The organism is Saccharospirillum sp. MSK14-1 (genome assembly GCF_003054965.1).
Taxonomy (GTDB): Bacteria; Pseudomonadota; Gammaproteobacteria; order Pseudomonadales; family Natronospirillaceae; genus Saccharospirillum.
Map to the genome: position 1 here is coordinate 184,738 of NZ_MIES01000002.1, position 26,041 is coordinate 210,778.

The following is a 26,041-nucleotide window of genomic DNA, read 5'->3' on the forward strand; positions in this document are numbered from 1 at the left end:
TGATTAGTCGTTTTCAAACCAAGGCGCCCGTGCTGCCATGATCAATTGACCGGCGCGCTCTTCGTTCATTCCATCGATGTCCATCAGTTCATCGATGCTCTGTTCCGCCAGATCTTCCATGGAGCAAATACCTTTGCTCGCCAAGGTGCGTGCAAGGGCGTCATCCATACCTTCCATGGTCAACAAATCTTCTGCAGGGGTGGCGGAATCCAGTTGTTCCTCACTGGCCAGCTCCTGAGTCAACAGCACGTCTTTGGCGCGCTGACGCAGCTCCTGAACAATGTCTTCATCAAACCCTTCAATGGCGAGGAACTCTTCCTGCGGCACATAGGCCACTTCTTCCAACGTGGTGAAGCCTTCCTCAACCAAGACCAAAGCGATGTCTTCATCGACATCGAGTTTTTCCTCAAAGTAAGTCACCAGCTGACCGGCTTCAGCTTCCTGTTTTTCACCCGCTTCGGCTTCGGTCATCACGTTGATGGTCCAGCCGGTTAAGTCACTGGCCAGACGAACGTTTTGTCCACTGCGGCCAATGGCGATCGCCAGGTTATCTTCGGCAACGGCAACATCCATGGTGTGGGTGTCTTCATCCATAACGATGGAAGCCACTTCTGCTGGCGCCATGGCATTGATCACCAATTGCGCCGGGTTGTCGTCCCACAGAATAATGTCGACACGTTCGTTATTCAGTTCGTTAGAAACCGCCTGCACACGCGAACCGCGCATACCGACGCAAGCACCAACCGGATCAATCCGTCCATCGTTGGTTTTCACAGCGATCTTAGCGCGAGAACCCGGGTCACGGGCACAGCCACGAATTTCGATCACTTCTTCCTGAATTTCCGGAACTTCAATGCGGAACAATTCGATCAGCATTTCGCTGCTGGCGCGACTCAGCACCAGTTGCGGGCCACGACCTTCGGCGCGCACGCCTTGCAGCACAGCGCGAACTCGATCACCGATGCGGAACGTTTCGCGACCGATCACTTCTTCGCGTGGCAATACCGCTTCGGCGTTGTTACCCAGGTCGACAATGATATTGTCACGAGTCACTTTCTTGACTGTACCCAGTACCATTTCGCCGACGCGTTCGCGATATTGCTCAACAATTTTCGCTCGCTCAGCTTCACGAACCTTCTGCACAATAATTTGTTTGGCCGCCTGCGCACTGATGCGACCGAAGCCGGCGTTCTCTACTTTTTCTTCGTAGACATCATCCGGTTGCAGAGTCTTGTCGACCTCATGCGCTTCTTCGACAGTCCATTCGGACCCTAGCATCGGCACTACGTCATCAGCCGTCACCGTCCAGCGACGGAAAGTTTCGTATTCCCCGGTTTCGCGGTCGATGACTACCTTGATGTCCGCTTCGCCTTCGTCGTCGAAGCGCTTCTTGGCCGCAGCGGCAAGAGCGAGTTCCATGGCGTCAAAAATGACTTCACGGGATACACCCTTTTCATTCGCTACCGCGTCCACGACCAGAAGAATTTCTTTGCTCATCGTCTCAGCCTCTCGTTTGCCGGGCCTGTACCGGGCTTTCCTTTACGATTAATCGGTTATGCGTTGTCGAAGTTCGGAACCAAACGCGCCACTTCTATACTTTCAATCGGCAGCAAGTAATCACTGCCATCTAAGGTGACGCAAATATCACCGTCTTCAATGGCGCTCAGCACGCCTTTAAACTTACGCCGCCCTTCGAACGGAACGCGCAATCGAACATCAACCCACTCGCCAATATAAAGAGCGAATTGCTCCAATGTGAATAACGGCCGATCCATGCCCGGTGATGACACTTCCAGTGTGTAGTTCTGGCTGATTGGGTCTTCAACATCCATCACAGCACTGACCTGATGACTGACTTCCGCGCAATGATCGACCGTAATGCCATCTTCATGATCGATATAGACGCGCAACAAACTGTGCTTGCCACGCGCTACATATTCCAGTCCCCAGAACACGTAGCCCAAGCCAGTCACAACCGGCTCGATCAGCGTTGTCAGTTCATCTACTTTCGCCATGGGCGTCCTCTGTGTAAGCGCTTTTTCAAAAACAAAAAAAGGGCAACTTTGGAACCATCGCACGAGCGTCGATTCCGCAGGCCCAGATCAAAACCAACTGATCTCGACAATGGCTGCCGTCGGTAGCCATTCACCTCACTGCGAGGCTGCACGTACAAAAAAGCCCCTGCATGAGGGGCTTAATGCTGAAGTCCAACGGACTTCTTTATGCTACGGAAGGCCCTCTGGCTTCCGGTGGTCCGAAGACCCTGGAATTCCGCAGAATTCCTGAAATGCTGATTCTTATATAGAAACAACATTTCAAATGGTAGCGGGGGCAGAGTAAAAATGGACGCCTAGGAAGCATGCTTCCTGTCCGTTTTTACGGCTGCACACGGATGTGCAGACTGGACCGTACCGCTTGGACGCACAACCTAAAGCTGAACGACCACATCAATTGGTAGCGGGGGCAGGATTTGAACCTACGACCTTCGGGTTATGAGCCCGACGAGCTACCAGACTGCTCCACCCCGCAATAAACTCTCAGGTTTTCTATATCCCGGAACCTGGCCGGGTCGGTCTCATAAGCCGAAGGTCGTTTAGACTCCCTTCGACTTTTGCGGTGTGGGAGCCCGACAAGCTACCAGACTGCTCCACCCCGCAATAAACTCTCAGGTTATTTATATCCCGGAACCATTCCGGCTGGCCTCAATTAGACGATACCCACTAAGGATCATCCTCGGGCGGCGCGAATTATAGGGATGCGTCACTCGACTTTCAAGGCTGCCCGGACTAATCAGTCCAGGAGAAAGAAAACGGGCCTGGAAACCAGGCCCGGGTATTGGTGCCGACGACTAGACTCGAACTAGCACGAGCAAAAGCCCACCACCCCCTCAAGATGGCGTGTCTACCAATTCCACCACGTCGGCAAAACTTACTGAGCAGGCACGTCCGATGTTGCACTGCCTTCACCAGCCGGGATCTCACCGAGATCATCAGCCGTTTCGGACTGAGTATTCACGCTCTGTTCTGCAGCGGGAATATCCAGACCCAAATCATCCAGACCACTCGCCTTTTGCTTGGCGATATAAGCCAGGCCAAAGCTGGTCAGGAAAAAGCCGGTTGCTAAAATAGCGGTGGTGCGAGTCAGGAAGTTACCACTGCCGCCACTGCCAAAAACCGTCTGAGAGGCACCGCCGCCAAAAGAAGCACCGGCATCCGCACCCTTACCGCGTTGGATCAGCACGAAACCGACCAAAGCTACGGCCAGGCAGACGTGCACAACCAAAACCAAATTCTCAACCATCATATCCGTTAAACCTCTGCTGCCGCCTGACAGATGGCGACGAACTCCTCAGCCAACAGGGACGCCCCGCCGACCAGCCCGCCATCAATATCCGGCTGCTGAAACAATTCCTGTGCGTTGGCGGCTTTAACGCTGCCGCCGTACAAAATGCGGTTTTGAGCCGCCACATCCGCATCGGCTTGCGCCAGACGACCACGAATAAAAGCATGCACGGCCTGAGCCTGTTCCGGCGACGCTGTCTTACCCGTACCGATCGCCCAAACGGGTTCGTATGCGATAACGATACGCTTGAACGCGGCAATGCCCACTTCGTTCAATACGGCATCCAGCTGCTCACCGACCACCTGCTCAGTGGTGTCGGCCTCACGCTCGGCCAGCGTCTCACCAACGCACAGCATGGGCGTTACATCTGCAGCCAGCGCTGCTGCCACCTTAGTCGCTGTGTCGGCGTTGCTCTCAGCAAAGAGCTCACGACGCTCAGAGTGACCAATCAACACATAGTGACAGCCAAAATCCTTCACCATGCCCAGAGATAATTCGCCGGTATAGGCGCCTTTCTCGGCGGCATGAACGTTTTGAGTGCCCCACTCAATGCCAGTGCCGTTCAACAACTGGGCAACCTGAGCAACGTACAACGCCGGCGGAAACACCACCGCGTCCATGGCTTTTGCATCAATGCCAGCAACAAATGCATTCAACAGACTTTCAGTCTGAGCTTTGCTGCCATTCATCTTCCAGTTTGCGGCTACCAGCTTGCGGCGCATTGCAGGCCTCCCTCAAAACGGGCGCAGAGTGTACTTCCTTTGCCTGCCATGGGCAAGCTGATCTCAAAAAAGAGTGGTTTCAAAACAAGGGCTTAGCCCTAAAGCGCTAAATAGCTTCCTGCACCGCAGCTTCCACCTGAGCGGCCAGTTCGCGGCAGGTGCGTTTGACCAGTGCGACGTCCTCACCTTCGACCATCACCCGAACCAAGGGTTCTGTTCCCGATGGGCGCAACAGCACACGACCCGCACGTCCCAGTTCAGCCTCAGCGTGAGCAATGGCATCGACCACCGATGGCAACGACAAGACGTCTTTCTTCTCTGGCATCTGTACATTGATCATCACTTGCGGAAACTTGCGCATACCAGACTTCGCTTGAGACAACGTCTGATCCGCCTGGATCAATGCACACAATACCTGTAACGCTGACACGATACCGTCGCCAGTGGTCGTCACGTGCTTACACACCAGATGACCGGAATTCTCACCACCCAGGTTCCAGTCACGCTCATTCAGTTGTTCGAGCACGTAGCGGTCACCAACCTGTGCGCGAACCAACTCAATGCCTTCTCGCTCCAGCGCCACCACCAGCCCCAGATTGGTCATCAAGGTGCCAACAACGCCACCGGCCAATTGGCCGCTCGCTTTCATATGGACGGCGAGGATGTACAACAGCTCATCGCCATCGACCAATTCACCATCACCATCGACCATCAACAGCCGATCGCCATCGCCATCAAAAGCGATACCCAGGTCAGCCTGCTGCTCCAGAACCGCTCGCTGTAGGTTGGCCGGATGGGTCGAACCCACGCCTTCGTTGATGTTCAAACCGTCCGGCTGGGCACCGATGACGCTGACATTGGCACCCAGTTCACGGAATACCTTCGGAGCCACGTCGTAGGTGGCGCCGTGCGCACAATCGAGCACGATCTTCATGCCACCCAGACCGATATAGCCAGCGGTGCTCTTACAGAATTCGACGTAACGACCACCGGCATCAGGGATGCGACTGGCCTTACCCAGCTGATCACTGTCGGCGGTGGTCAGCAATTGATCCAGTTCGGCTTCGATGGCCAGTTCCAATTCATCCGGCAGTTTGGTGCCGGCTGCGGAAAAGAATTTGATGCCGTTGTCATAATAGGGGTTGTGTGACGCTGAAATCACAATACCCGCATCGGCATGAAAAGCGCGTGTGAGATAGGCAATTGCCGGCGTCGGCATCGGACCCACGATCAAGCTATCGCAACCGGCTGCGGACAAACCGGCCTCCAGAACCGACTCGAACATATAGCCGGAAATACGAGTATCTTTACCGATCAGAATGCGCCCCTTACCTTCACGCGCAAAGACCCGGCCCGCAGCCCAGCCCAGCTTCAATACAAAGTCGGGAGTTATAACGCCCTGGCCGACACGGCCGCGAATTCCATCGGTTCCAAAATAACGTTTTACGTCACTCACCTGGAGTGTAACTCCCTATAAAGCAGTACTAATTGGCGCCGTACTGAACGGCATTGGTCATGGCAATGGCATCGGCCGTTTCGGCCACATCGTGTACGCGAACAATGGCCGCGCCCTTCAACGCTGCCGTGACCGCGACGGCCAGACTGCCATACAAACGCTTATCAACCGGCTTACCCAACACATCACCAATCATAGACTTACGTGACATGCCCACCAGAATCGGACAATCGAAAGCACGGAAACGGGTCAGCTGATCAAGCAGCGCCAGATTGTGGCCCACTGTTTTGCCAAAGCCAAACCCTGGGTCAACCATAAGTTGTTGACGACTCAACCCAGCCGCTTCACACGCAGCGATGCGCTCGCCCAAATAGCGCTCGACCTCATCCACCACATCGGCGTATTGAGGGCTCAGTTGCATGGTGCCTGGCTGCCCCTGCATGTGCATCAGGCACACCGGCAAACCGGTATCGACCGCCGCTTCCAGCGCGCCCGGCCGAGACAGAGCGCGCACGTCATTAATCAGGTGCGCGCCCAGCCGAGCGCTTTCGCGCATGACCTCAGGGGTACTGGTATCGACAGACAACGCAGCATCGACCCGGTTCGCCAGTGCCTCAACAACGGGCAGCACTCGGTCCAGTTCCTGCTGCACGCTGACTTCGGCAGCACCGGGGCGCGTGCTTTCACCACCAATGTCAATCAGAGCCGCACCGGCGCTTACCATCGCCTCGGCGTGATGAATCGCTGCCGACTGACCGACAAAACGCCCTCCGTCGGAAAAGCTGTCCGGCGTAACGTTCAAAACGCCCATGACCTGAGTGCGACTCAGATCCAGAGTGCGATGACCACAACGCCACTGTCGCCAACTGTCCATTCCACCCTCTCATTTCTCTGCGCACATAAAAAACGGCGCCGCAGCGCCGTTTAATCTGGCTTGTTATTTCGCCTTACTCCGGCTGACCTTCACGGTTCAGTTCACCGTCGTCATCCGCCGTTTGGCCTGCCGGTGCCGGATCGGGATCCGGACCGCCTTTGTTGCGATCTTCCCAACCTTTCGGTGGGTTCGGCTTATTGCCATTCATGATCGCTTCAATCTGCTCAGAGTCGATGGTTTCATATTCCATCAACGCATCTTTCATCGCTTCCAGCTTATCGCGGTTGTCTTCCAGCAGGTCGTAAGCGGTCTTGTAGCACTTATCGAGAATCCGCTTGATCTCGGCATCCACTGCCTTGGCCGTTTCACCCGACACCTTAGACATAGAGCCCTGGTCACCCAGGTAACCCTGCTGTTCTTCTTCGAACTGCTGAGCACCGAGTTCACTCAAGCCCCACTTGGTCACCATATTGCGCGCCAACTGGGTAGCCCGTTCGATGTCGTTCGACGCACCCGTAGTGACGCCATCGACACCGTTGGTCATCTCTTCGGCAATACGACCGCCATAGAGACTGCAAATCTGGCTTTCCAAGTGACGTTTACTGACCGAATAACGATCTTCTTCCGGCAGATACATGGTCACACCCAGAGCGCGACCACGCGGGATAATCGACACCTTGTAAACCGGGTCATGTTCCGGCACCAGACGACCGATAATGGCGTGGCCGGATTCATGATAGGCGGTGTTAATTTTCTCTTTCTCGGACATCACCATGGATTTGCGCTCTGCGCCCATCATGATTTTATCTTTTGCCCGATCAAACTCTTCCATGCTCACCACGCGACGACTCAGTCGAGCGGCAAACAAAGAGGCTTCATTACAGAGGTTCGCCAAATCAGCGCCTGAGAAGCCCGGAGTACCACGAGCAATCACAGCGGCATTGACGTCATCCGCCACCGGGATTTTGCGCATATGCACTTTGAGGATTTGTTCGCGGCCGCGAATATCCGGCAGACCAACGACAACCTGGCGGTCAAAACGACCCGGACGCAGCAAGGCTGGGTCGAGCACGTCAGGACGGTTGGTCGCCGCAATCACGATGACGCCGTCGTTGACTTCGAAGCCGTCCATTTCAACCAGCAGCTGGTTCAATGTCTGTTCGCGCTCATCATTACCGCCGCCAATGCCAACACCGCGCGAACGGCCGACAGCATCAATCTCATCGATAAAAATAATGCACGGCGCTTGTTTCTTAGCCTGGTCGAACATATCGCGAACACGGGACGCACCCACACCCACGAACATTTCAACGAAATCGGAACCGGAGATGGAGAAGAACGGAACCTTCGCTTCGCCAGCAATGGCCTTAGCCAGTAAGGTTTTACCGGTACCCGGAGGACCTACCATCAACACGCCGCGCGGAATGGTGCCGCCCAGACGCTGGTATTTGCCCGGATCGCGCAGGAATTCGACCAGCTCCTGAACGTCTTCTTTGGCTTCTTCTACCCCGGCCACATCGGCAAAGGTGGTTTTAATCTGATCTTCACTGAGCATTTTGGCTTTGCTTTTGCCAAAGCTCATCGGCCCTTTACCGCCGCCAGCACCACCTTGCATCTGGCGCATAAAGAACATGAATACCGCCAGAATGATGAGGATCGGGAAGGCTGCCACCAGCAACTGAGTCCAAATGCTCTGCTGCTCCGGCTGCTTGGACACCACATCGACATTGTGCTCGATCATCTGATCGATCAGCTGGGAGTCATCCACATAAGGCGGGCGAACGGTGTCGAAGCGCGAACCGTCTCGACGAATGCCTTGGATGTTCAAACCCTGATAGGTCACTGAACGGATCTGGTCCTGCTCGACCTGCTGGACGAAGCGGGAATAGCTCATCTCTTCAGTGCTGGGCGCCATGTCGAAGTTATTGAACACCGCCAGCAGCACGGCCGCTATGATCAACCAGAGAACTAGATTCTTAGCCATAAGGTTCAACTTTACTCATTCTTTGCAGCACAGCTGCGTTGTCGCTTAACCCCGGAACCCCTGGGCAACCAGATAAGTTTCGCGGGAGCGGGCGCGTGATGATTTCGGTTTGCGCATCACCACACGCGTGAAAGCCTGACGGGCGGCTTTGACGTAGTCATCGAAGCCCTCGCCGTGAAAGACCTTGGCGACGAAATTGCCGCCGGGTCTCAGGATAGCCGTTGCCATCTCCAATGCCAATTCGACCAGGTAGATAGCAGCCGGTTGATCAACCGCGGCCACCCCGCTCATGTTGGGGGCCATGTCGGAGATTACAAGATCCACCGGGCGCTCCCCAATCAGCGCCATCAGGGCGTCGTAGACATCCTGCTCGGTGAAATCCCCCTGAATGAATTCGACTCCGGGAACCGGGTCCATATCCAGAATATCGGACGCGAACACACGGCCCTCATCACCCACAGCGCGGGCAGCCACCTGCGACCAGCCACCCGGTGCCGAACCCAGGTCGACCACCGTCATGCCCGGCTTGAGCAGATTGTCTTTCTCTATGATCTCAATCAGTTTGTAGCTGGCGCGACTGCGAAAGCCATCTTGTTGCGCCTGGCGCACATACTGATCATCGAAATGTTCGCGCAGCCAGTCATTGCTGCTTTTAGATCGGGCCACGGGTTTCCTCGTTTGGGCGGTTGTAACGTACAATGGCGCGCTCGCACGCATCGAGTTGGAATTAAGTGAAATGAGTTTGAATCAGGAACAGAAAAAACGCTACCGGACCATTGGTCACGACCTCAATCCGCTGGTCACCATTGCTGAAAAAGGCCTGACCGAATCCGTCCTGGCGGAAATCGACCGGGCGCTGCGCGATCACGAACTGATTAAGATTAAGGTCAACCTGGCCGACCGCGACGAAAAGAAAGCCGCCATTGCCTCCGTCTGTGAGCAACTGGACGCGACACTGGTGCAATCCATTGGCCACGTTGCATTGCTGTTGCGTCGCGAAGACAAGCCGAACCCGAAACTGTCTAATCTGTTGAGAGTGTAGGCAGACGCTCAACGGGAGACGGGAAACGCAAAACAGCGCCAAGCGTCTCCCGTTCTGCGTTAAGCGCCTACCGGCGTCAGCCAGTTATGCTCATCCGGCGCTTCGCCCCACTGCACCTGATTCAGCGCCAGGCGCAATGCTTCAGTGGTCGGGCCGGGTTTGCCGGAGCCCACCGGATATGATTCACCATTGCGAATCAACCGACTGACCGGTGTCAGCACCGCCGCAGTGCCAGACAAAGCCGCTTCAGTGCCGGGTTTGGCGGCGCGTTCCAGAAGTTCATCCACGCTCATATTACGTTCACTGACGGTCATGCCTCGATCGCGCGCCAATGTCAGCAGCGAGTCGCGAGTAATGCCGTGCAGGAAAGAACGGTCCAAGCCTTTGGTAATGATTTCGTTACCGTCGATCAAAATAAAGTTAGCGGCACCGGTTTCCTGAACATCGCCACCCGGGCAGAACAGTACCTGGTCGGCTTCGTATTCGGCTTTAGCCGACAGAATAGGCGTCAGTGCCGAAGCATAGTTGCCGCCGCTTTTCACCATGCCCATATGAGCGGCACAGCGCATGCCATCTTCTTCCAACAGCAGCGTCAAACCGTCACCACCGCCACTGAAATAATCGCCTACCGGCGACAGCAACACATACAGCAACGACGTATCGGTCGGCGCCGCCGCCTTACCAATGGCCGCTTCGGTGCCAATATGAGTCGGACGGATATACATTGAGCCCGGTGCTTGTGGCACGTCATCTTTAAAGCGCGCCACCAGATCGACAATCATTTCGGTCAACTGAGCTTTATCGATGGCAGGCAGGTTCAGCAAACGGCTGCTCTGCGCCAGGCGCTCTACATTGGCCTCCACACGAAACAGTTTCACCGAGCCATCGGCATGCCGAAACGCTTTCAAACCTTCAAAGCAGGTGCTGGAATAATGCAGAACATGCGCGCCAGGATGGAGCGTGAGCGCGTCGGACGGGACGATTTCAGTCGACGACCAACGCCCACCCTCGTACCGGGCCTGCGCCATCTGCGGCATAAAAACGGTTCCAAATGCAGCCATTTTGGTTTCCAAATTTCCAGGGTCCGGGCGGACCATTAACGGCGCCGGCGAGACCGGCGATCTACAACATCACTCCGAACGGCGCTCAGGCTGGCGGGGTGGTGCTTCCATCAGGGTTTGCCAACAGTCGGTCACTGCTTCGCGAACACCGGCCAGTTCGGCATTGATCTGAGTGTCGTCAAGCACATTGGCCTGTCGCTGCAAAATGCGCTGATGCACCTCTTGGCGCAGCACCAGATAGGCAGACAACAAACGACGGTGCTCTGCTTCACTCAGATAACCGACCCGATGCAACTGCTCAAGACAGCGAATATTGTCTGACCAGCGCGTCAGCTCCGGGTAGTCCACAGCCCATGATAAGACGCCATATTGCACCATAAATTCCACATCGACGATACCGCCGGCATCCTGCTTTATATCGAACAGAGTGTTGTCTGAACTGCTCAGGTGGCGGGTCATCTTGGCGCGCATTTCAACCACTTCCTGACGCAAGGTTTCCCGGTCACGACCGCGTTGAATGACCTCCGCACGAATCTTCTCGAATTGCTGTTTGACCGCCGGGTCCCCTGCAATACACCGCGCCCGCACCAGCGCCTGATGCTCCCAGGTCCAGGCGTGGTTATGCTGATACTTGGCAAAGGCAGCCAGGCTGCTCACCAACAAGCCGGAATTGCCTGACGGTCGCAAGCGGGCGTCCACTTCATACAGGTTGCCCGACGGCGTTTGTGCCGACAGCAGATGAATCAGTTTTTGGCCCAAGCGCGCCATAAACAGGCTGTTATCGATCACTTTAGGCCCTTCGGTTTCCCCCTGGCTGTCGGCATCGTGCAGAAAGACCAGATCCAAATCCGACTCATAGGACAGTTCCAGACCGCCCATCTTACCGTAAGCAATGACCGCAAAATCGAGCTCACACCAATCGCCATTCACCCGGCTGGGACGACCGTGGCGATCAACCATTTGCTGCCAGGCCAACGCCAACGCCTGTTCAACCACCACCTCACCGACCCAGGCTAAATAGTCGGATATGTTCATCAGCGGCAAGGCCTCGGTGACTTCGCAGGCCGCCGCCCGCAACACCCGGCCGTGCCGAAAATGACGCATCACTTCCATTTGCTGCTCCAGATCATCACCGGGAATGCGCAACAACATCTGCAGCAGCTCATCTTTTAATTCGACCTTATGCGGCAACCGATACAGGCTGTCCGGGTCGGTCAATTCATCGAGCAGATAGGGTTTGTTTTCCAGCAAACCAGCAATCCAGGAAGAGGCTGGCGCGAGGCGACATAGCTGGCGCAACGCCGCTGGGTTTTCCACCAGCAGCACAAAATAAACGCTGCGCCGCAACACCGCTTCGAGGATGGGGCGAATGGCACTAAAGCCGCTGTCTAACTGATCTGTCCGCGCCAGTTCCGTCAATAACAACGGCATCAAGCGATCCAGATTAGCGCGGCCTTCACCTTCCAGGCGAACCACGGCTGGCTCGTCACGAAACGCTTGCAACGCTTGCGCGGCGGCGGCGGGCAATTGCTCGGGTTGCGCTGCGGGGTCTTGCCAATACGCCAACCACTGAGCTTCGGCATCGACGTCCGTTGTACTGTCTTCAGCGATCACCTGGCTGAAATGGAAATGAATGCGTTCTCGATGTTGCTCAAGCAGTGCCAGCAATGCATCGGTGTCAGTCAAACCCAGGCTGAACGCCAGTCGCTCCAGGTCGGCCGGGTCAGCGGGAAGACGCTGTGTTTGCTCATCGTGCAATGCTTGAATACGGTGCTCCAGGTCGCGCAGAAAGTCATAACCCGCGGTCAGTTCTTCGACCACACCGGCGGGCAGATACCCTTCACCCGCCAACAATTTCAAGACCGGCCAGGTTCCCGTCTGTTGCAGCTCGGTATCCTGACCGCCGCGAATTAATTGAAACGCCTGAGTGATGAATTCGACTTCACGGATACCACCCCGACCGAGCTTAATGTTGTCTTCCAGACCCTGACGACGAACTTCTTTCTGAATCAAATCTTTCAGTCGTCGCAGTGCACCCAACGCCTGAAAATCCACATAGCGTCGATACACAAAGGGTTTTAATTCCGCCATCAAGGCATCACAAGCTGCAGGGTCACCAGTCACCGGTCGCGCTTTGATCATGGCGTAGCGTTCCCATTCTCGACCTTGCTGGGTGTAGTACCGTTGCATCGCGTTGAAGTTGCTGACCAAGGCACCGCTTTGCCCCCACGGCCTTAACCGCATGTCGACACGAAACACAAAACCGTCTTCCGTACGCACATCCAGCAATTGAATCAGCTTGCGTCCGACGCGAGTAAAAAACGCTTCATGACTGTTGCCCGCCTTGGTTTCGCCTTGGCTGGGAAAGGCGAAAATCAAATCAATATCGGACGACAAATTCAGCTCGCGTGCGCCATGTTTTCCCATGGCCAAAACCACCAATCGCTGAGGGTCATCTGAATAGTCAGAAGGTGCCGGCTCGCCCCATTGTTGCGCCCAAAAACGATGCGCATAATCCAGTGCTTCTCGGATGGCGGCATCGGCCAGATCGGACACGGCACGCGCCGTCTCACGCACGTTACTCACAGCTGTTGCATCGCGCACGATCAGGCGTGCCAAATGCCAATTCCGCCATTGACGCAAATCAGCCAGCACCTGGGCTTCATTGTCCACTGACCAATGTTGACTGAGCGCCTGCAACTGCCCCGCAGGATCAACATCCTGATGCAGACTGTTGGCAAACTCAGACCAATCCGCTATGCGACCTTCCAGCCATTGCGCCAACCATGGACTGCAGGTCACGGCCTTATGCAGCGACTGCTGTTGTTCGTCCGTCAGCGTTGGCCAGGCAGCGTGATCCGTCAGCGGGTGATGGGCGTCGGTCATCGAGAACTCCTTATTTCAAGATCGCTCAGGCTCGCCAGCCCACTGTGAACTGTCAAGCACCATCCCTGTCATCCAATTGCACAACAACAACGAATTAAGGAACTTTAGCCCCCAAGACGGAGTCTGCTTGGGGTAACATCGTCCGCCGTGATCGTTCTTCCTTTAAGGATATTCCATGAAACGCCTATCTCTGCTGTTCACCACCCTCACCGCCCTCAGTTGTTTAACCTGGGCCGACGACTGGCAAGACGTGCTCAACGACGCCGACGGCCAGACAGTTTACTTCCATGCCTGGGGCGGCAGCCAGCCAATCAACGAGTACCTCAGTTGGGTGGCGGATCAGGTGGAGCAGGAATACGGCATCCAGTTGGAGCATGTGAAAGTGGCCGAAACCGGCGCTGTTGTTAGCCAGGTTTTGTCCGAAAAAACCGCCGGTCGCGATGACAACGGCTCGGTCGATTTGGTATGGATCAATGGCGAGAATTTCGCCGCGATGAAAGCCAACGATTTGTTGTTTGGCCCCTTCACTCATAACCTGCCGAACTACGCATGGGTCGATACCGAAAACAAACCCACCACCCGCTTTGATTTCACCACCCCGGTTGATCACCTCGAAGCGCCCTGGGGCATGGCCCAGCTGGTGTTTATGTACGACAGTGCAAGACTGGAAAACGCACCAACGTCCATGACCCAGCTGCTCGATTTTGCCCACAGCAACCCGGGACGTTTTACTTACCCGGCCCCTCCGGCGTTTCATGGCACCACCTTCCTGAAACAGGCGCTGCTTGAGCTGACCGAAACGCCCGACGCGCTGTATCAGCCGGTTGAGCAGGCAGATTTTGAGGCCGTTACCGAACCGCTGTGGACATTCTTGGATGAAATGCACCCTTTGATGTGGCGACGCGGCCAGACCTTCACCAATGGCGCTCCTGAAATGCAGCGGCTGTTAGCCGACGGCGAAATCGTTATCTCGTTAAGCTTCAATCCCAACGATGCGAGCAACGCCATCGCCAATGGTGAGTTGCCCGACAGCATCCGCACCTACGTGCATGACGCCGGCTCCATCGGTAACACCCATTTTGTCGCCATTCCTTACAACAGCAGTCACACAGCGGCTGCTCAAGTGGTTGCCGACTTCCTCATGTCGCCGCAGGCTCAAGCACGCAAAGCCAACACCGATGTCTGGGGTGACCCAACCGTTTTGTCCATGGATAAGCTCAACGCCGAGCAACGCGCGCTGTTTGACGCCCTGCCGACCGGCGTGGCGACTCTACCGCCGGACGAACTGGGTTCGGTCTTGCGCGAACCACACACTTCCTGGGTTGGCGCTCTGGAACAAGCCTGGCTGGAACGCTACGCCCGTTGAATTCAGCACCACGATTCAGACTCAGCTGGGTCCCCACCCTGATACTGGCGGTTTTTTTAATACCGGTCAGTCTCGGGTTAGCGGGTACCTGGCTGCCTGCGTTTGGCTGGTTCCCCGCCCTCGATCAAACCCACTTCAGCTTACAGCCCTGGCGCGAGTTGCTGGACTACCCCGGCTTTATCCGCGCCACTCAGCTGACATTGATCACCGGGCTTGGCTCCGCGGTGCTGGCCGTTGTCGCCACGCTGATACTGCTGATGGCGTTCTACCCTTCGAGTCTGTTTCGGCGCCTGGAACGCTGGCTGGCGCCGGTCCTGTCAGTGCCTCATGCCGCCTTTGCCATTGGCCTGGGATTTTTAATCACGCCCAGCGGCTGGTTAATGCGCTTGTTCGCCAGCCTGACCGGCGTACCAGTCTACCCGCCCAACTGGCTGACGTTTCAGGACCCCTGGGGCATCAGCTTGATTCTGGTACTGACGTTAAAAGAGACGCCTTTCCTGGTGTTTATGGCGCTGGCGTCACTGCCATCGCTGAAGGTGTCCCAAACGCTGTGGCTTGGGCGCAGCCTGGGCTACGGACGAACAAAAATTTGGCTGACATTATTGTGGCCACAACTGTATCCGCGGCTGCGATTGCCCTTCTTTGCTGTCGCCGCCTATAACCTCTCAGTGGTCGATCTGGCATTGATTGCCGGACCAACCACCCCGCCGACCCTGGCCGTCTTGGTGAACCGGCTCTTCAACGACCCCGACCTGTTATTGCGCTTGCCCGGAGCGGCAGGTGCTACGGCTTTATTATTGCTGACCGTGGCCGTGCTATTCAGCCTGCGCTTGTCCGAACCGCTGGTGCGCTATTGGCAGCAACGCGCGGTTCTTAACGGCCGGCGCTGGCGCCAGGCGCTTGGATTGCACCCGCTCGCCAGTAGCGTGCTCGGCCTGGGAGTGGTGGCTTATGGCGGTGCTCTGGTCGTGCTGGTGTTGTGGTCGCTGGCCGGCCCCTGGCGTTTCCCGGACGCCCTGCCACAGTTCGATTGGAGCCATTGGCAAAACGCGCCCAGGCAATTCGGCTCGGCGCTTTGGCTGACCTTCAGCACGGGACTGTGTGCAGCGCTGATCGCGCTCATTCTGGTCATAGCGGCATTGGAAAATGAAGTCCGACTGAACTATCAACGGCGTGATTTCAATGCTCAGCGCCTGCTGTGGTTGTTGTACTTACCGTTACTGGTGCCGCAAATTGCCTTTCTGTTCGGCTTTCAGGTTAGTCTGATCTGGCTCAATCTGGATCGTCATTGGTGGGTTCTGGTCTGGTCCCACCTGGTGTTTGTACTGCCCTATACCTTTTTAACGTTAAGCGGCCCTTACCGCGCCTTTGATGACCGCTACAGCTGGCTGGCGCAGTCACTCAGCGGTTCACGCTGGCAAGCCTGGTGGCGCATCAAGCTGGGCATGCTGTGGCGGCCGATTGGTTATTCGCTGGCGACCGGCTTTGCCGTTTCGGTCGCTCAATACTTACCGACACTCTTTATCGGTGGCGGTCGTTTTGCCACCCTGACCACCGAAGCCGTCAGTCTCGCCAGTGGCAGTGACCGCCGCGCCGCGGCCGTGTCTGCGCTGGCACAACAAGGCCTGCCGTTACTGGGTTTTGCTCTGGCCGCATTGGTGGTGAGTTGGCGCTATCGCCGTCATCGCGACTTACAACAAGGTGGATCTTGATACGCATGAGTTTCGAATTACAACAATTCAGCATCTGTCTGGATCAACAGCCTCTGTTTCAGCCACTGAGCTTCCAGCTGGCCGCTGGCGAAATTGCGACATTAATGGGCCCCAGCGGTTCGGGAAAATCGACATTACTGGCGGCCATTTGCGGCACACTGATGCCGGCGTTTCAGTGTCAGGGTGACATCCGGCTGAACGGTCGCGACTTAACGGCGTTACCGGTAGAAGATCGGGGTGTCGGCATTCTGTTTCAGGACGACTTGTTGTTCCCGCATCTGGATGTTTTTCACAACCTGGCGTTCGGATTACCGGCCGGGCTCAGCAAAGCCGAGCGCCGGGTGCGCATTGAATCGGCACTGGCAAGCGCTGGTCTGGAGGGCCAGGGTAACCGTGATGTCGCTACGCTGTCCGGTGGTCAACGCGCCCGCGTCAGCCTGTTGCGAACGCTGCTGGCGGAGCCTCAGTTAATACTGCTCGACGAACCCTTTGCCAAACTTGATCAACAACTGCGTGAGAGTTTTCGCCATTGGGTGTTTGCCCGCATTACCGAACTGGGCATTCCAGCCTTGCTGGTGACACACGATCCCTCAGACCGTTCCGATAACGGACCCTTACTGCAACTAATCGCCCCTAGCGGAGAATAACCATGCTCGATCGCTGGACTTTGCGACTGATCAAACGCCCGCTGAATGGCGTAGCGCGCCAATTGGACAAACGCCAGATCAGCGCCAATCAGGTGACTCTCGGTGGCTTTGGCATCGGCCTGCTGGCGCTGCCATTATTGGCCGTCGAATGGTACGGACTGGCGCTGCTGGCCATTGCCCTGAACCGGATCGCCGATGGTTTGGATGGCGAGCTTGCCCGGCTAAATCACCCCAGCGACAGCGGGGCCTTTCTGGATATTGTGCTCGACTTTCTGTTCTACGCCGCCATCATCGCCGGCTTTGCGCTGGCACGACCAGAAACCAATGCATTACCGGCAGCCCTGTTGTTGTTCGGTTTTATGGGCACCGGCAGCAGCTTTCTGGCGTTTGCCATTCAGGCTGAACGTCGCGGCTTAACCAGCATGAGTTATCCAAACAAAGGCTTTTACTATTTAGGCGGCATCACAGAAGGCACCGAAACCATCGCCTTCTTTGTATTGATGTGCCTGTGGCCCGATGCGTTTGTGCTGTTAGCGAGCGTGTTTTTTGCGCTATGCGTCATCACTACCGCGACTCGCGTCATCGGGGGCTTTCACACGTTGCGCACTTGAGTATCCTAGGCGCCCGCTTTCCGGCATTGCAGGCACGCGCATTGCTTGATACCGGCAAAGCGGTTTAGGCTGCTGTCGTTCACCAACCAAGGGCCAGACATGTACATCGCCTTTTTGATCAACGCCTGGGAAGACATCGAACCGGGCAAGAGCTCGACTTTGGTCATGATCCAGGAATGCCTGATGCGTCAGCATAAGGTGGCCCTGCTGTATCCACAGAATCTGACCGTCCGCAACAATGTGGTTCACGGTTTTTCTCGCATCATTCAACCGATGCAAAAAGTGCCCGAAAGTGTGTCATCACTGTATAAACGGGTGCAGTTCGATGAGAAAATGCTGCCCTTGCATGCGTTCGACTGCATCATGGTGCGCAAAGATCCGCCCATCGAGCCCACCTTGCTCAGCTTTCTCGATGCGGTCAAAAACGAAACGTTGGTCATCAACGATGTGGACGGGTTGCGCAAGGCCAGCAACAAGCTGTACAACACAACCTTCCATGACCCATCCAATGATTTCCTGCCGGAGACGCATGTCTCCAAAAACAAGGATTACCTTAAGCGCGTCATTCGTGAGAGCAAACAGGATCGGATGATTCTCAAACCGCTCGATGGCAGCGGCGGTCACGGTGTGATCGTGCTGGAGAAATCGGCGCAGTCGAGCATTAATTCCCTGCTCGATTTCTACATCGATCGTGAACGCAATAACTACGTCATTCTGCAGGAATACATCGAAGGCGCTGAAAACGGCGACGTGCGCGTGCTGATGCTCAACGGCAAGGCCATTGGTGCGTACCACCGCAAGCCAGCTGAAGGCGACGTTCGGGCCAACATTCAGGCCGGTGGCAGTGCTCATCCGTGGAAGCTGACCGAAGGCCAGAAACGGGTCTGTCGTAAGATTGGCCCTAAGCTGGTGGCCGATGGCCTCGACTTCGTCGGCCTGGATTTGATCGGCGAACGGCTGCTGGAAGTCAACGTCTGCAACCCGGGTGGCATTACTAACATCAATCGCCTGAGCAAGACTAAATTGCAGCGTCAAGTGATCGATTTCCTCGAAGATCGTGTCAATGAACGCCAGGAAAAACACGCTGAATTGGAACACCTGATGAAGCGTCTGTCGGATCTGCGTTCCCGCGACCTGCTCGACAACGACCCCACGGACGGATGACACAAGCGCCTCTGGTCATTGACTGGTTGTCCGATGCCACGCTCAAAGAGCTATTGGCGCGGCCGGACCGCTGTCGAGAACTGTTCGACTCAACGGCCCTGGTCGCCAGCCTGATCGACCAGCTCGCACCGGCCACCCGTGACACCCAATGGTACCGCCCCGCCGGTATTTGGATGGATTATCGCTGGGTGGCTGCGGGCGGGTTCAAAGGACAGCCTCGCCAAGGATGTGTTGAGATTGGCTACCGCGTACACCCCCATTACCGTCGGCGCGGACTGGCTACGGCGCTGGTCAGCTGGTTATGCCAGCGAGCCGCGAGCGCCGGGCTGTCTCACGTTCTGGCGGTTACTCAGCCAGACAACCAGCCCAGTCAGGCAGTATTGACCCAACAGGGTTTTGAATACCGTGGCGACTTCCTCGCCGACCAGGGCGAAACGCTGCAGCGCTGGCAATGCGCGCTCAACAAGCGCCAACCATAACCCCCTCGTTTTACCACCCGAATCCCACTGTGTTGTGAATCTTTGCAATTCACCCTGGCGGAACCCAGGTCTTCTTCTAGTCTGCCTTTCAGATCGTTCAAAGCGGAACTGAATCACAATTTGTTAATCATTCAGTCAAATGAATGGTAATGTTCAAAAATCAACCATGCGGACAGATGTGCGCCTGCTAAACTCACTATTGCCAAGTCCGATTTTACCGTGATTTAGCTACACAATTGCGCTTGATCAATAAAACAGTGGTCAAGTTCAAATACATTAGAATAACCGCATGAATGTCGCCATCGCGCTCTGGCGTCGCTGTATCGAGGCACTCAATGAGTCAATCCAGCTCCATCGTCTATCGAATCATCACCGATTATGATCGTGTGATCGGCCAGCTTATGACCCTGATCATGGCCGGCCTTTTATTAATGGCTTTGGCATTGGCGCCGGTACACCAAACTTGGGCTGAAGCCCTGTTTCTCGGCATCCCCATTGCAGCAGGACCGATAGCGCTTAATTGGCTGGTACCCGGGCGATTGGTTGTCCGCCTTGCCTTCGGTGCCGGCTTTATGGCGATGACCGCTCTGCATGTCCATCAAGGCCAGGGCCTGATTGAACTGCATTTCGGCTTTTTCGTGTTGCTCGCCGTGCTGTTTGCATTTCAAGATCGCTGGGCGCTGTTGGCGGCCGCGGCGACCGCAGCAGTGCATCACCTGACGTTTGCTTTGCTTCAGGCTCAAGGCGCACCGGTCTTTGTATACGACACCAGCTATCTGGCCGCGAGCGACCTCAATGCGGTCAGTTTTATCCTGGTTCACGCCCTCTACGTCGTGGCCGAAACCGGCATCTTGCTGTTGCTGGTCCGAGTAGTGCGTCCGGTTTTGGCAACGGCACGCGAAATTGCCCGCGTCAGCCAGGCGATCAGTGCCGAACCCGGTCGTGTGGATCTGACCGTCCGAGCCATCGACACCGACAATCCGCTGTTGGCGCAGTTCAATGGCATTCTGGAGCAGGTTCATCAATTGACCACGAACGTCAGCCAGAACAGCCGTTCACTGATCGCCACACTGGAAACCATGCGCACCCGTTTTGATGATTTAGTGCGCCAGGCTCATGATCAGGACAGTGGCTTCCAAAACGCGGCGGAACAAACATCCGAACTTTCTCAGCTGTCACAGGATGTGGCCGATTCCGCCGAACAAGTCGCCAGCGCCACCGAAGAAAGTCACCGCACCAGTGACAGCATGCGCAACAGTGTTTCGGCGACCAAAGCCAGCGCCGACGGCCTGGTGCAGCGCTTAAGCGAAGCCCAAACCGTGGTCGGCCAGCTGGCCGCCGATTGTTCCAGCATCACCGATACACTGACCGTTATCGAGAAAATCGCTGAGCAAACCAACTTACTGGCATTGAACGCGGCCATCGAAGCGGCCCGCGCGGGTGAGCAAGGGCGCGGCTTTGCCGTTGTTGCCGATGAAGTGCGCGCCCTGGCTGGCCGAACCCAGACGTCAACGCTCGAAATCAACGACATCCTGACGCGGTTGTCGACCAGCTCGAATCAAGCGGTCACCGCCATCAGCGGCGTGGTTGAGCAAGTTGGCAACAACGCCCAGGAATCGGATAACGCCTTAAGCCTGTCGGAAGCGTTAAATGAAGGCATGGCGGAAACGGCTCGTCAAAATGAGCGCATTAAAGACGCAACCGCTCATCAATCCAAAGCATCCGACCAGTTGGCCAGCACCTTGGAAGAGTTGTCGACACTGACCCAGCGCTCGCATGAAACGGTCAGCGAAAACGATACTCGACTGAACGACCTCCTGAACGCTTTCCGCACACTGGATACCGAGCTGGCGCGCTTCCGTGTTTAGTCGTCACACCTTGGCGATCGCACTGGCCGTTAGCTGGCTGGTGCTGATCAGCCTGGGTTTCTGGTGGTTTCAGTTTCGCTGGATTCAGGATTTCGACGCCGATAATCGCATTCTGCAAAGTTATCCCGACCTGGATCAGTACGTGACCGAGTTGACGGATTTGCTGCCAGCCCCGGCATCACAAGAGCCGATCACGGTCACCATCGTGCGTGCGAATAACTGCCGCTGTAATCGTTTCTCGGTCGATCACTTAGACGACCTGGCGGAACGATACGGCGACCATACGCAATTTCAGTATCAGCAGCTGGCCGAGTTACCCGCCCCATTACGGTCATTGGTTCCCGCCACCCCCTTTGCTGCGATTCAAACCCGCCAAGGCGAGTTGCTCTACGCCGGTCCCATCAATACCGGCCTGGAATGCACCTCTGGTTCAAGCCTGTTGGAAAGCTATCTGAGCCGCCCGGATAACGCCCAATTGCAACTGCCCTTGCTGGCGCGTGGCTGCTATTGCTCAGTTTGAACATCACTCGGTAAAGACGCGGTTTTCCTGTTCTTGAACGCGAATAAAGGTTGTGCGCTTGGTCAGCTCACGCAGCTCGGATGCACCCACATAGGTACAGGTTGAGCGCACACCACCAAGAATGTCCTGTAAGGTCGCCGCCAGCGGGCCACGATAAGGCACCTTAACGGTTTTTCCCTCACTGGCCCGGTAATTGGCCACACCGCCTTGGTATTTGCCCATGGCGGTCTCTGAACTCATACCGTAGAACTGCCGGTACTGTCGGCCACCGATCTCGATCGGCTCACCACCGCTTTCATCATGCCCCGCCAACATTCCGCCCAGCATGACAAAGTCGGCTCCGGCCCCGAAAGCTTTGGACACATCGCCTGGGCAAGTACAGCCTCCATCAGAAATGACATGACCGTTCAGTCCGTGAGCGGCATCGGCACATTCAATAACCGCGCTGATCTGGGGGTAACCCACGCCGGTTTTCATGCGTGTGGTACACACTGAACCAGGGCCAATGCCCACCTTGATCACATCGGCGCCGGCCAACAACAACTCTTCGGTCATCTCGCCAGTGACCACGTTCCCCGCCACGATGGTGTGTGTTGGAAAGGCGGCACGGACTTTGGCAACAAACTGCACAAAATGTTCGGAGTAGCCATTGGCCACATCCACGCAAATAAATGCCAGACGGTCGTCGAGCGCCAGGATGTCACCCAGCCGTTTAAAATCCTGATCGGAGGTGCCGGAACTGACCATCAAACCTGCGCAATCATCAGCACTGGCCTGAGCCAGAAAATCTCGCCATTGCGGACGTGAATAATGCTTATGCACCGCTGTCATCAGCTGCGATTGCGCCAGCGTTTTAGCCGTAGCAAAGGTCCCGACGGTGTCCATGTTGGCGGCAATAATGGGCACACCCGACCACTGCCGCCGGCTGTTACGAAACACATAGTCACGTTCAAGCGACACCTGAGAACGGCTGCTGAGCGTGGACCGTTTGGGACGAATCATGACATCTTTGAAACCCAGCTTGACCTCGTCTTCAACACGCATCATCACACTCCCGCAGCCATCGCCTGTTCGGATGGATTCAGCATATCAGCGCCGTGAAGCATCACCAATGCTGCCCGTCGACGGTCGCTTAGGTGTACACTGCGCCATCCGAAACTGAGCGAATACCGGTTCAGTCTCTAGACGTTTCAGGAGCACCCCATGCACACCACCCGCCTACCGCTTCCGGCCCCAGCACCGGGTCATCAGCGCTTTTTAACCGTGCACGAATTTGGCCAGGGCGAACACAAAGCCTATCTGCAAGCCGGCTTACACGCCGATGAATGGCCTGGCTTGTTAACCATTCAAGTACTGCTCGAAAAACTGCAACGCCTGGAAGCCGCTGGGCAAATAACACAGCGCATTGTCATCGTGCCTTACGCGAATCCGGTGGGGTTAAATCAGCGCTTGTTTGGGAAATTCCCTGGTCGCTTCGATGCCACCACCGGCCGCAACTTTAATCGCGGCATGGCCATCGACAGCGATGATTTGATTGATCGACTCAGCAGCCAATTAGGTTCGGACGCAGCCGCCAACGACCGCATGGTCCGTACCGGACTGCGGCAGTTGGTCGACGAGAAAAACGCGGACTACGAAATCGATGCACTGCACAAAGCGCTGCTCAGTCAATCTCTCGATGCCACCGTCGTACTCGATCTTCATTGCGACGATGCCGCCTTACCGCATGTTTTCTACGGCGATCACCAGACTGACATCGGCGCACAGTTAGCTGACTGTCTGGGATTTCCGGTTCGCTTAGAAGAAGACGTGCGGGGCACCGTGGCCTTTGATGGCAGCCACACCCAGCCCTGGGTACGAGTCGCCGACGTACTGAACGCGCCACTCGATCGCCCCTGCTTTGCTGCCACCGTGGAATTACGAGGCCGGCAAGATGTGAATGAGAATTTTGCCCAACGTGACGCCGAAGGCCTTCTGGCGTTTCTGGAAAAGCAGGGTTTTGTGCGCAACAGTGGCGCTCAGTCACAAGCCAGTGAAATGGGGTTGCCACCAACGACGCTTAACGTCGATCAGGTTAAGGTGGTGTCATCAAACAGCAATGGGTTGGTGGTGTATCGACGTGAACTGGGTGAACACATCCGCCAGGGGGACCATCTGGCTGACGTGGTTCAGCTCGACGGAGAGGGTCCGCAACGCGAGGCGGTTTACGCGCCGACCGACGGCTTGTTATTCGGCCGCACGCAAAGTTACATCGTTTACCCAGGTACGCAGTTGGCCATGATTGCCACCCAGGAACGCCAGATCAAACCCGGCACACAATTGACCAACTAGACGTCAGCCTTCTTCCTGGTGGTAGATTTCCTTGAGCGCCTGTTGCACGACTGGATGCACCATCTTGGTGACATCACCGCGCAACAGCGAAATTTCCCGCACAAAGGTTGAAGAGATAAAAGAGAACTGTTCGGACGGCGTCATAAACAGACTTTCGATATCCGGCGCCAGCGCCCGATACATGTTGGCAAGCTGGAATTCGTATTCGAAATCACTCACCACCCGCAAGCCGCGTAAAATGGTGAACGCATTTTGTTCACGGGCAAAATCGACCAACAGATTGCGGAACCCTTCGACCTGAACATCGCCCATGTCTTTGGTAACTTCGCGCGCCAGAGCGACACGCTGATCCAGACTGAATAAGGGTTTTTTCTTGGGGCTGGCTGCGACCGCAAGAATGACTTTATCGAACTGACGCAAGGCGCGTTCGACCAAATCCATATGACCGAGAGTGATGGGGTCAAAGGTTCCTGGATAGACGACAGTTCGGGACATTCCTAGCTCCGGGGCTCAAACGCCGGCGAATGGTAACCCAGCCGCCATAGGCGTACAAATGCGCGATCAGCGCAGAACGATCCACTGGATCAGGCGGTGGATCCAGCGACCATAGGGTGGATAGACAAGCTTCATACTGGACCAACGCCCTTTAACCATCACCGATCTCATGTGCGACAGCCGCTCAAATCCGGCTCGATCATGATAGTTCCCCATACCACTGGCACCGACACCGCCAAAGGGCAGATTGTCCTGAGCAACTTGAATCAGGGCGTCGTTAAACATCATTGAGCCACTGTGAGTACGTTCGCGAAACAGCGGTTTCAACGCGCGCGCATAGCCAAAGACATAAAGCGCCAAGGGACGGGGACGTTGATTGATGAACTCAACGGCAGCGGCGGCATCTGTGCACGGCAATACCGGCAGCAAAGGCCCGAAAATTTCGTCTTGCATCACGCCGCTTTCCGGATCCACACCCGTCAACACCACCGGCGGCAGTTTGGCATCCGTATCGTCCAGATCCGGGGCAGGCCCCGCCCAATGCAATTGCCCCCCGGCCTGCTGAACCTGTTTAAGATAATCGGTTAAACGCTGATGCTGGCGCGCATTAATGATGGCGGAATAATCGGGACTGAGCCGTGGATCGTCGCCGTACTGGCGTTTCACTTCTGCCAGATAGGCATGGGTAAATGCCTCAATGCGATCCGGTGGGCAGAGCACATAATCGGGTGCCACACAGGTTTGGCCCGCATTGGTGCATTTGGTAAAGACCATGCGCCGAGCGGCTTCGTCAACCGGGATACTGGGGTCGACCCATACTGGGCTTTTGCCGCCCAATTCCAAGGTGACTGGGGTTAAATTGGCAGCTGCCGCTGTCATGATATGACGGCCAACGGCGGTGGAACCGGTAAACACGAGATGGTCAAATGGCAATGCCGAAAACGCCTGAGCAACGTCTCGCTCACCATTGATCACCACCACTTCATCGGCAGAAAAATAACGCGCGATCAGTTGCGCCATTAATTCACCATAACGCGGCGTCAACTCGGACAGTTTAATCATGCAGCGATTGCCCGCCGCCAGTGCAGAAATCAGCGGTCCACACGACAACAACAGACCGTAGTTCCAAGGCACCATAATGCCCACGACACCTAAGGGCTGTGACCAGACACCACCGGTTGCGGGCTGATACAACCAATGCAGCAACCGCCTTTGCGGCTTCATCCAGCGGCGCAAAGAACGCAGAGTGTGGTTGATGTTGGTGATGGCAGGCAGCACTTCGGCATAACGCGTTTCATAAAACGCCCGCCCACCGAAATCAGCATTTAAAGCTTCGGCAATGGCCGTTTCATTATCCAGAATCAGACGTTTGAGTTGGCGCAGACGATGTTTGCGCTCCGCCAGGCTGGGATAAGGTTGCTGCGCAAAGGCGCGACGCTGAGTGTCAAACAGTGCATTAAGATCCGCCATCGCTCTGACTC

General features: G+C 56.0%; 23 protein-coding genes and 2 tRNA genes. 10 read left to right on the forward strand and 15 right to left on the reverse strand.

The features are described 5' to 3' along the window. Nucleotides 1-3: 3 nt before the first annotated feature. The 10 genes from nusA to rlmE form a co-directional block, all read right to left on the reverse strand. Complete coding sequence (gene nusA / locus BGP77_RS00920) at nt 4-1,497, reverse strand: transcription termination factor NusA (RefSeq protein ID WP_108162850.1); 1,494 nt, start codon at nt 1,495-1,497, stop codon at nt 4-6. 56 nt (nt 1,498-1,553) lie between these two features. Further along, nucleotides 1,554-2,015 (reverse strand): ribosome maturation factor RimP, encoded by a 462-nt coding sequence (gene rimP, locus BGP77_RS00925; protein WP_108162851.1) that lies wholly within the window; start codon nt 2,013-2,015, stop codon nt 1,554-1,556. Nucleotides 2,016-2,452: 437 nt separating this feature from the next. Then, a tRNA-Met gene (locus BGP77_RS00930) sits at nt 2,453-2,529 on the reverse strand. Nucleotides 2,530-2,836: 307 nt separating this feature from the next. Further along, a tRNA-Leu gene (locus BGP77_RS00935) sits at nt 2,837-2,923 on the reverse strand. A 5-nt stretch (nt 2,924-2,928) separates the two neighbouring features. Beyond that, on the reverse strand, nt 2,929-3,303 hold the full coding sequence (gene secG, locus BGP77_RS00940; protein ID WP_233252264.1) for a preprotein translocase subunit SecG: 375 nt from the start codon (nt 3,301-3,303) through the stop codon (nt 2,929-2,931). 5 nt (nt 3,304-3,308) lie between these two features. Then, a complete protein-coding gene (gene tpiA, locus BGP77_RS00945; RefSeq protein WP_108162852.1) occupies nt 3,309-4,064 on the reverse strand; it encodes a triose-phosphate isomerase in 756 nt (251 codons plus the stop codon). A gap of 106 nt (nt 4,065-4,170) precedes the next feature. Further along, nucleotides 4,171-5,520: a phosphoglucosamine mutase gene (gene glmM, locus BGP77_RS00950; RefSeq protein WP_108162853.1), complete on the reverse strand. Its 1,350-nt coding sequence runs from the start codon at nt 5,518-5,520 to the stop codon at nt 4,171-4,173. A 28-nt stretch (nt 5,521-5,548) separates the two neighbouring features. Beyond that, nucleotides 5,549-6,394: a dihydropteroate synthase gene (folP, locus tag BGP77_RS00955; protein WP_108162854.1), complete on the reverse strand. Its 846-nt coding sequence runs from the start codon at nt 6,392-6,394 to the stop codon at nt 5,549-5,551. Nucleotides 6,395-6,467: 73 nt separating this feature from the next. Beyond that, nucleotides 6,468-8,378, reverse strand: a complete 1,911-nt coding sequence (gene ftsH / locus BGP77_RS00960) for an ATP-dependent zinc metalloprotease FtsH (protein WP_108162855.1) — start codon at nt 8,376-8,378, stop codon at nt 6,468-6,470. 45 nt (nt 8,379-8,423) lie between these two features. Beyond that, nucleotides 8,424-9,095 (reverse strand): 23S rRNA (uridine(2552)-2'-O)-methyltransferase RlmE, encoded by a 672-nt coding sequence (rlmE, locus tag BGP77_RS00965; protein ID WP_199224154.1) that lies wholly within the window; start codon nt 9,093-9,095, stop codon nt 8,424-8,426. 19 nt (nt 9,096-9,114) lie between these two features. Here rlmE and BGP77_RS00970 point away from each other — a divergent pair, with 19 nt between their 5' ends. Beyond that, on the forward strand, nt 9,115-9,420 hold the full coding sequence (locus BGP77_RS00970) for a YhbY family RNA-binding protein (protein WP_108162857.1): 306 nt from the start codon (nt 9,115-9,117) through the stop codon (nt 9,418-9,420). A gap of 59 nt (nt 9,421-9,479) precedes the next feature. Here the strand turns inward: BGP77_RS00970 and BGP77_RS00975 are convergent, their stop codons facing one another. Further along, entirely contained in the window at nt 9,480-10,517 is a 1,038-nt protein-coding gene (locus BGP77_RS00975; RefSeq protein WP_255414336.1) for a branched-chain amino acid aminotransferase, read from the reverse strand. Between the two features lie 33 nt (nt 10,518-10,550). After that, nucleotides 10,551-13,367: a bifunctional [glutamate--ammonia ligase]-adenylyl-L-tyrosine phosphorylase/[glutamate--ammonia-ligase] adenylyltransferase gene (glnE, locus tag BGP77_RS00980; RefSeq protein WP_108162859.1), complete on the reverse strand. Its 2,817-nt coding sequence runs from the start codon at nt 13,365-13,367 to the stop codon at nt 10,551-10,553. A gap of 175 nt (nt 13,368-13,542) precedes the next feature. On the opposite strand from glnE, the gene BGP77_RS00985 reads away from it, so the two are divergent. The 8 genes from BGP77_RS00985 (at nt 13,543) to BGP77_RS01020 (ending at nt 21,734) form a co-directional block, all read left to right on the forward strand. After that, nucleotides 13,543-14,733 (forward strand): ABC transporter substrate-binding protein, encoded by a 1,191-nt coding sequence (locus tag BGP77_RS00985; RefSeq protein WP_108162860.1) that lies wholly within the window; start codon nt 13,543-13,545, stop codon nt 14,731-14,733. After that, entirely contained in the window at nt 14,730-16,445 is a 1,716-nt protein-coding gene (locus BGP77_RS00990; RefSeq protein ID WP_108162861.1) for an ABC transporter permease, read from the forward strand. The genes BGP77_RS00985 and BGP77_RS00990 overlap by 4 nt, the downstream gene beginning before the upstream one ends. Before the next feature lie 5 nt (nt 16,446-16,450). Next, nucleotides 16,451-17,092 (forward strand): ATP-binding cassette domain-containing protein, encoded by a 642-nt coding sequence (locus BGP77_RS00995; protein WP_108162862.1) that lies wholly within the window; start codon nt 16,451-16,453, stop codon nt 17,090-17,092. A 2-nt stretch (nt 17,093-17,094) separates the two neighbouring features. Beyond that, the gene (locus BGP77_RS01000) at nt 17,095-17,703 is read left to right on the forward strand and encodes a CDP-alcohol phosphatidyltransferase family protein (protein ID WP_108162863.1); all 609 of its coding nucleotides are present in this window, start codon (nt 17,095-17,097) and stop codon (nt 17,701-17,703) included. Nucleotides 17,704-17,802: 99 nt separating this feature from the next. Beyond that, entirely contained in the window at nt 17,803-18,867 is a 1,065-nt protein-coding gene (gene gshB, locus BGP77_RS01005; RefSeq protein ID WP_108162864.1) for a glutathione synthase, read from the forward strand. Continuing rightward, nucleotides 18,864-19,346 (forward strand): GNAT family N-acetyltransferase, encoded by a 483-nt coding sequence (locus BGP77_RS01010; protein ID WP_108162865.1) that lies wholly within the window; start codon nt 18,864-18,866, stop codon nt 19,344-19,346. Before gshB ends, BGP77_RS01010 begins: the two co-directional genes overlap by 4 nt. Before the next feature lie 335 nt (nt 19,347-19,681). Beyond that, nucleotides 19,682-21,214: a methyl-accepting chemotaxis protein gene (locus BGP77_RS17980; RefSeq protein ID WP_158269229.1), complete on the forward strand. Its 1,533-nt coding sequence runs from the start codon at nt 19,682-19,684 to the stop codon at nt 21,212-21,214. Continuing rightward, nucleotides 21,207-21,734 carry a DUF6436 domain-containing protein gene (locus tag BGP77_RS01020; protein ID WP_108162867.1) on the forward strand — a complete coding sequence of 176 codons (528 nt, stop codon included), beginning with the start codon at nt 21,207-21,209 and terminating at the stop codon, nt 21,732-21,734. Before BGP77_RS17980 ends, BGP77_RS01020 begins: the two co-directional genes overlap by 8 nt. Nucleotides 21,735-21,737: 3 nt before the next feature. Here BGP77_RS01020 and BGP77_RS01025 read toward each other — a convergent pair whose 3' ends face one another. Continuing rightward, nucleotides 21,738-22,778, reverse strand: a complete 1,041-nt coding sequence (locus BGP77_RS01025; protein ID WP_108162868.1) for a GMP reductase — start codon at nt 22,776-22,778, stop codon at nt 21,738-21,740. Between the two features lie 159 nt (nt 22,779-22,937). Between BGP77_RS01025 and BGP77_RS01030 the strand changes: the two genes are divergently transcribed. After that, nucleotides 22,938-24,065 carry a succinylglutamate desuccinylase/aspartoacylase family protein gene (locus tag BGP77_RS01030; RefSeq protein ID WP_108162869.1) on the forward strand — a complete coding sequence of 376 codons (1,128 nt, stop codon included), beginning with the start codon at nt 22,938-22,940 and terminating at the stop codon, nt 24,063-24,065. A gap of 3 nt (nt 24,066-24,068) precedes the next feature. Here BGP77_RS01030 and coaD read toward each other — a convergent pair whose 3' ends face one another. After that, nucleotides 24,069-24,560: a pantetheine-phosphate adenylyltransferase gene (gene coaD, locus BGP77_RS01035; RefSeq protein ID WP_108162870.1), complete on the reverse strand. Its 492-nt coding sequence runs from the start codon at nt 24,558-24,560 to the stop codon at nt 24,069-24,071. A 66-nt stretch (nt 24,561-24,626) separates the two neighbouring features. Further along, nucleotides 24,627-26,030: a coniferyl aldehyde dehydrogenase gene (locus BGP77_RS01040; protein WP_108162871.1), complete on the reverse strand. Its 1,404-nt coding sequence runs from the start codon at nt 26,028-26,030 to the stop codon at nt 24,627-24,629. Between the last annotated feature and the right edge of the window lie 11 nt (nt 26,031-26,041).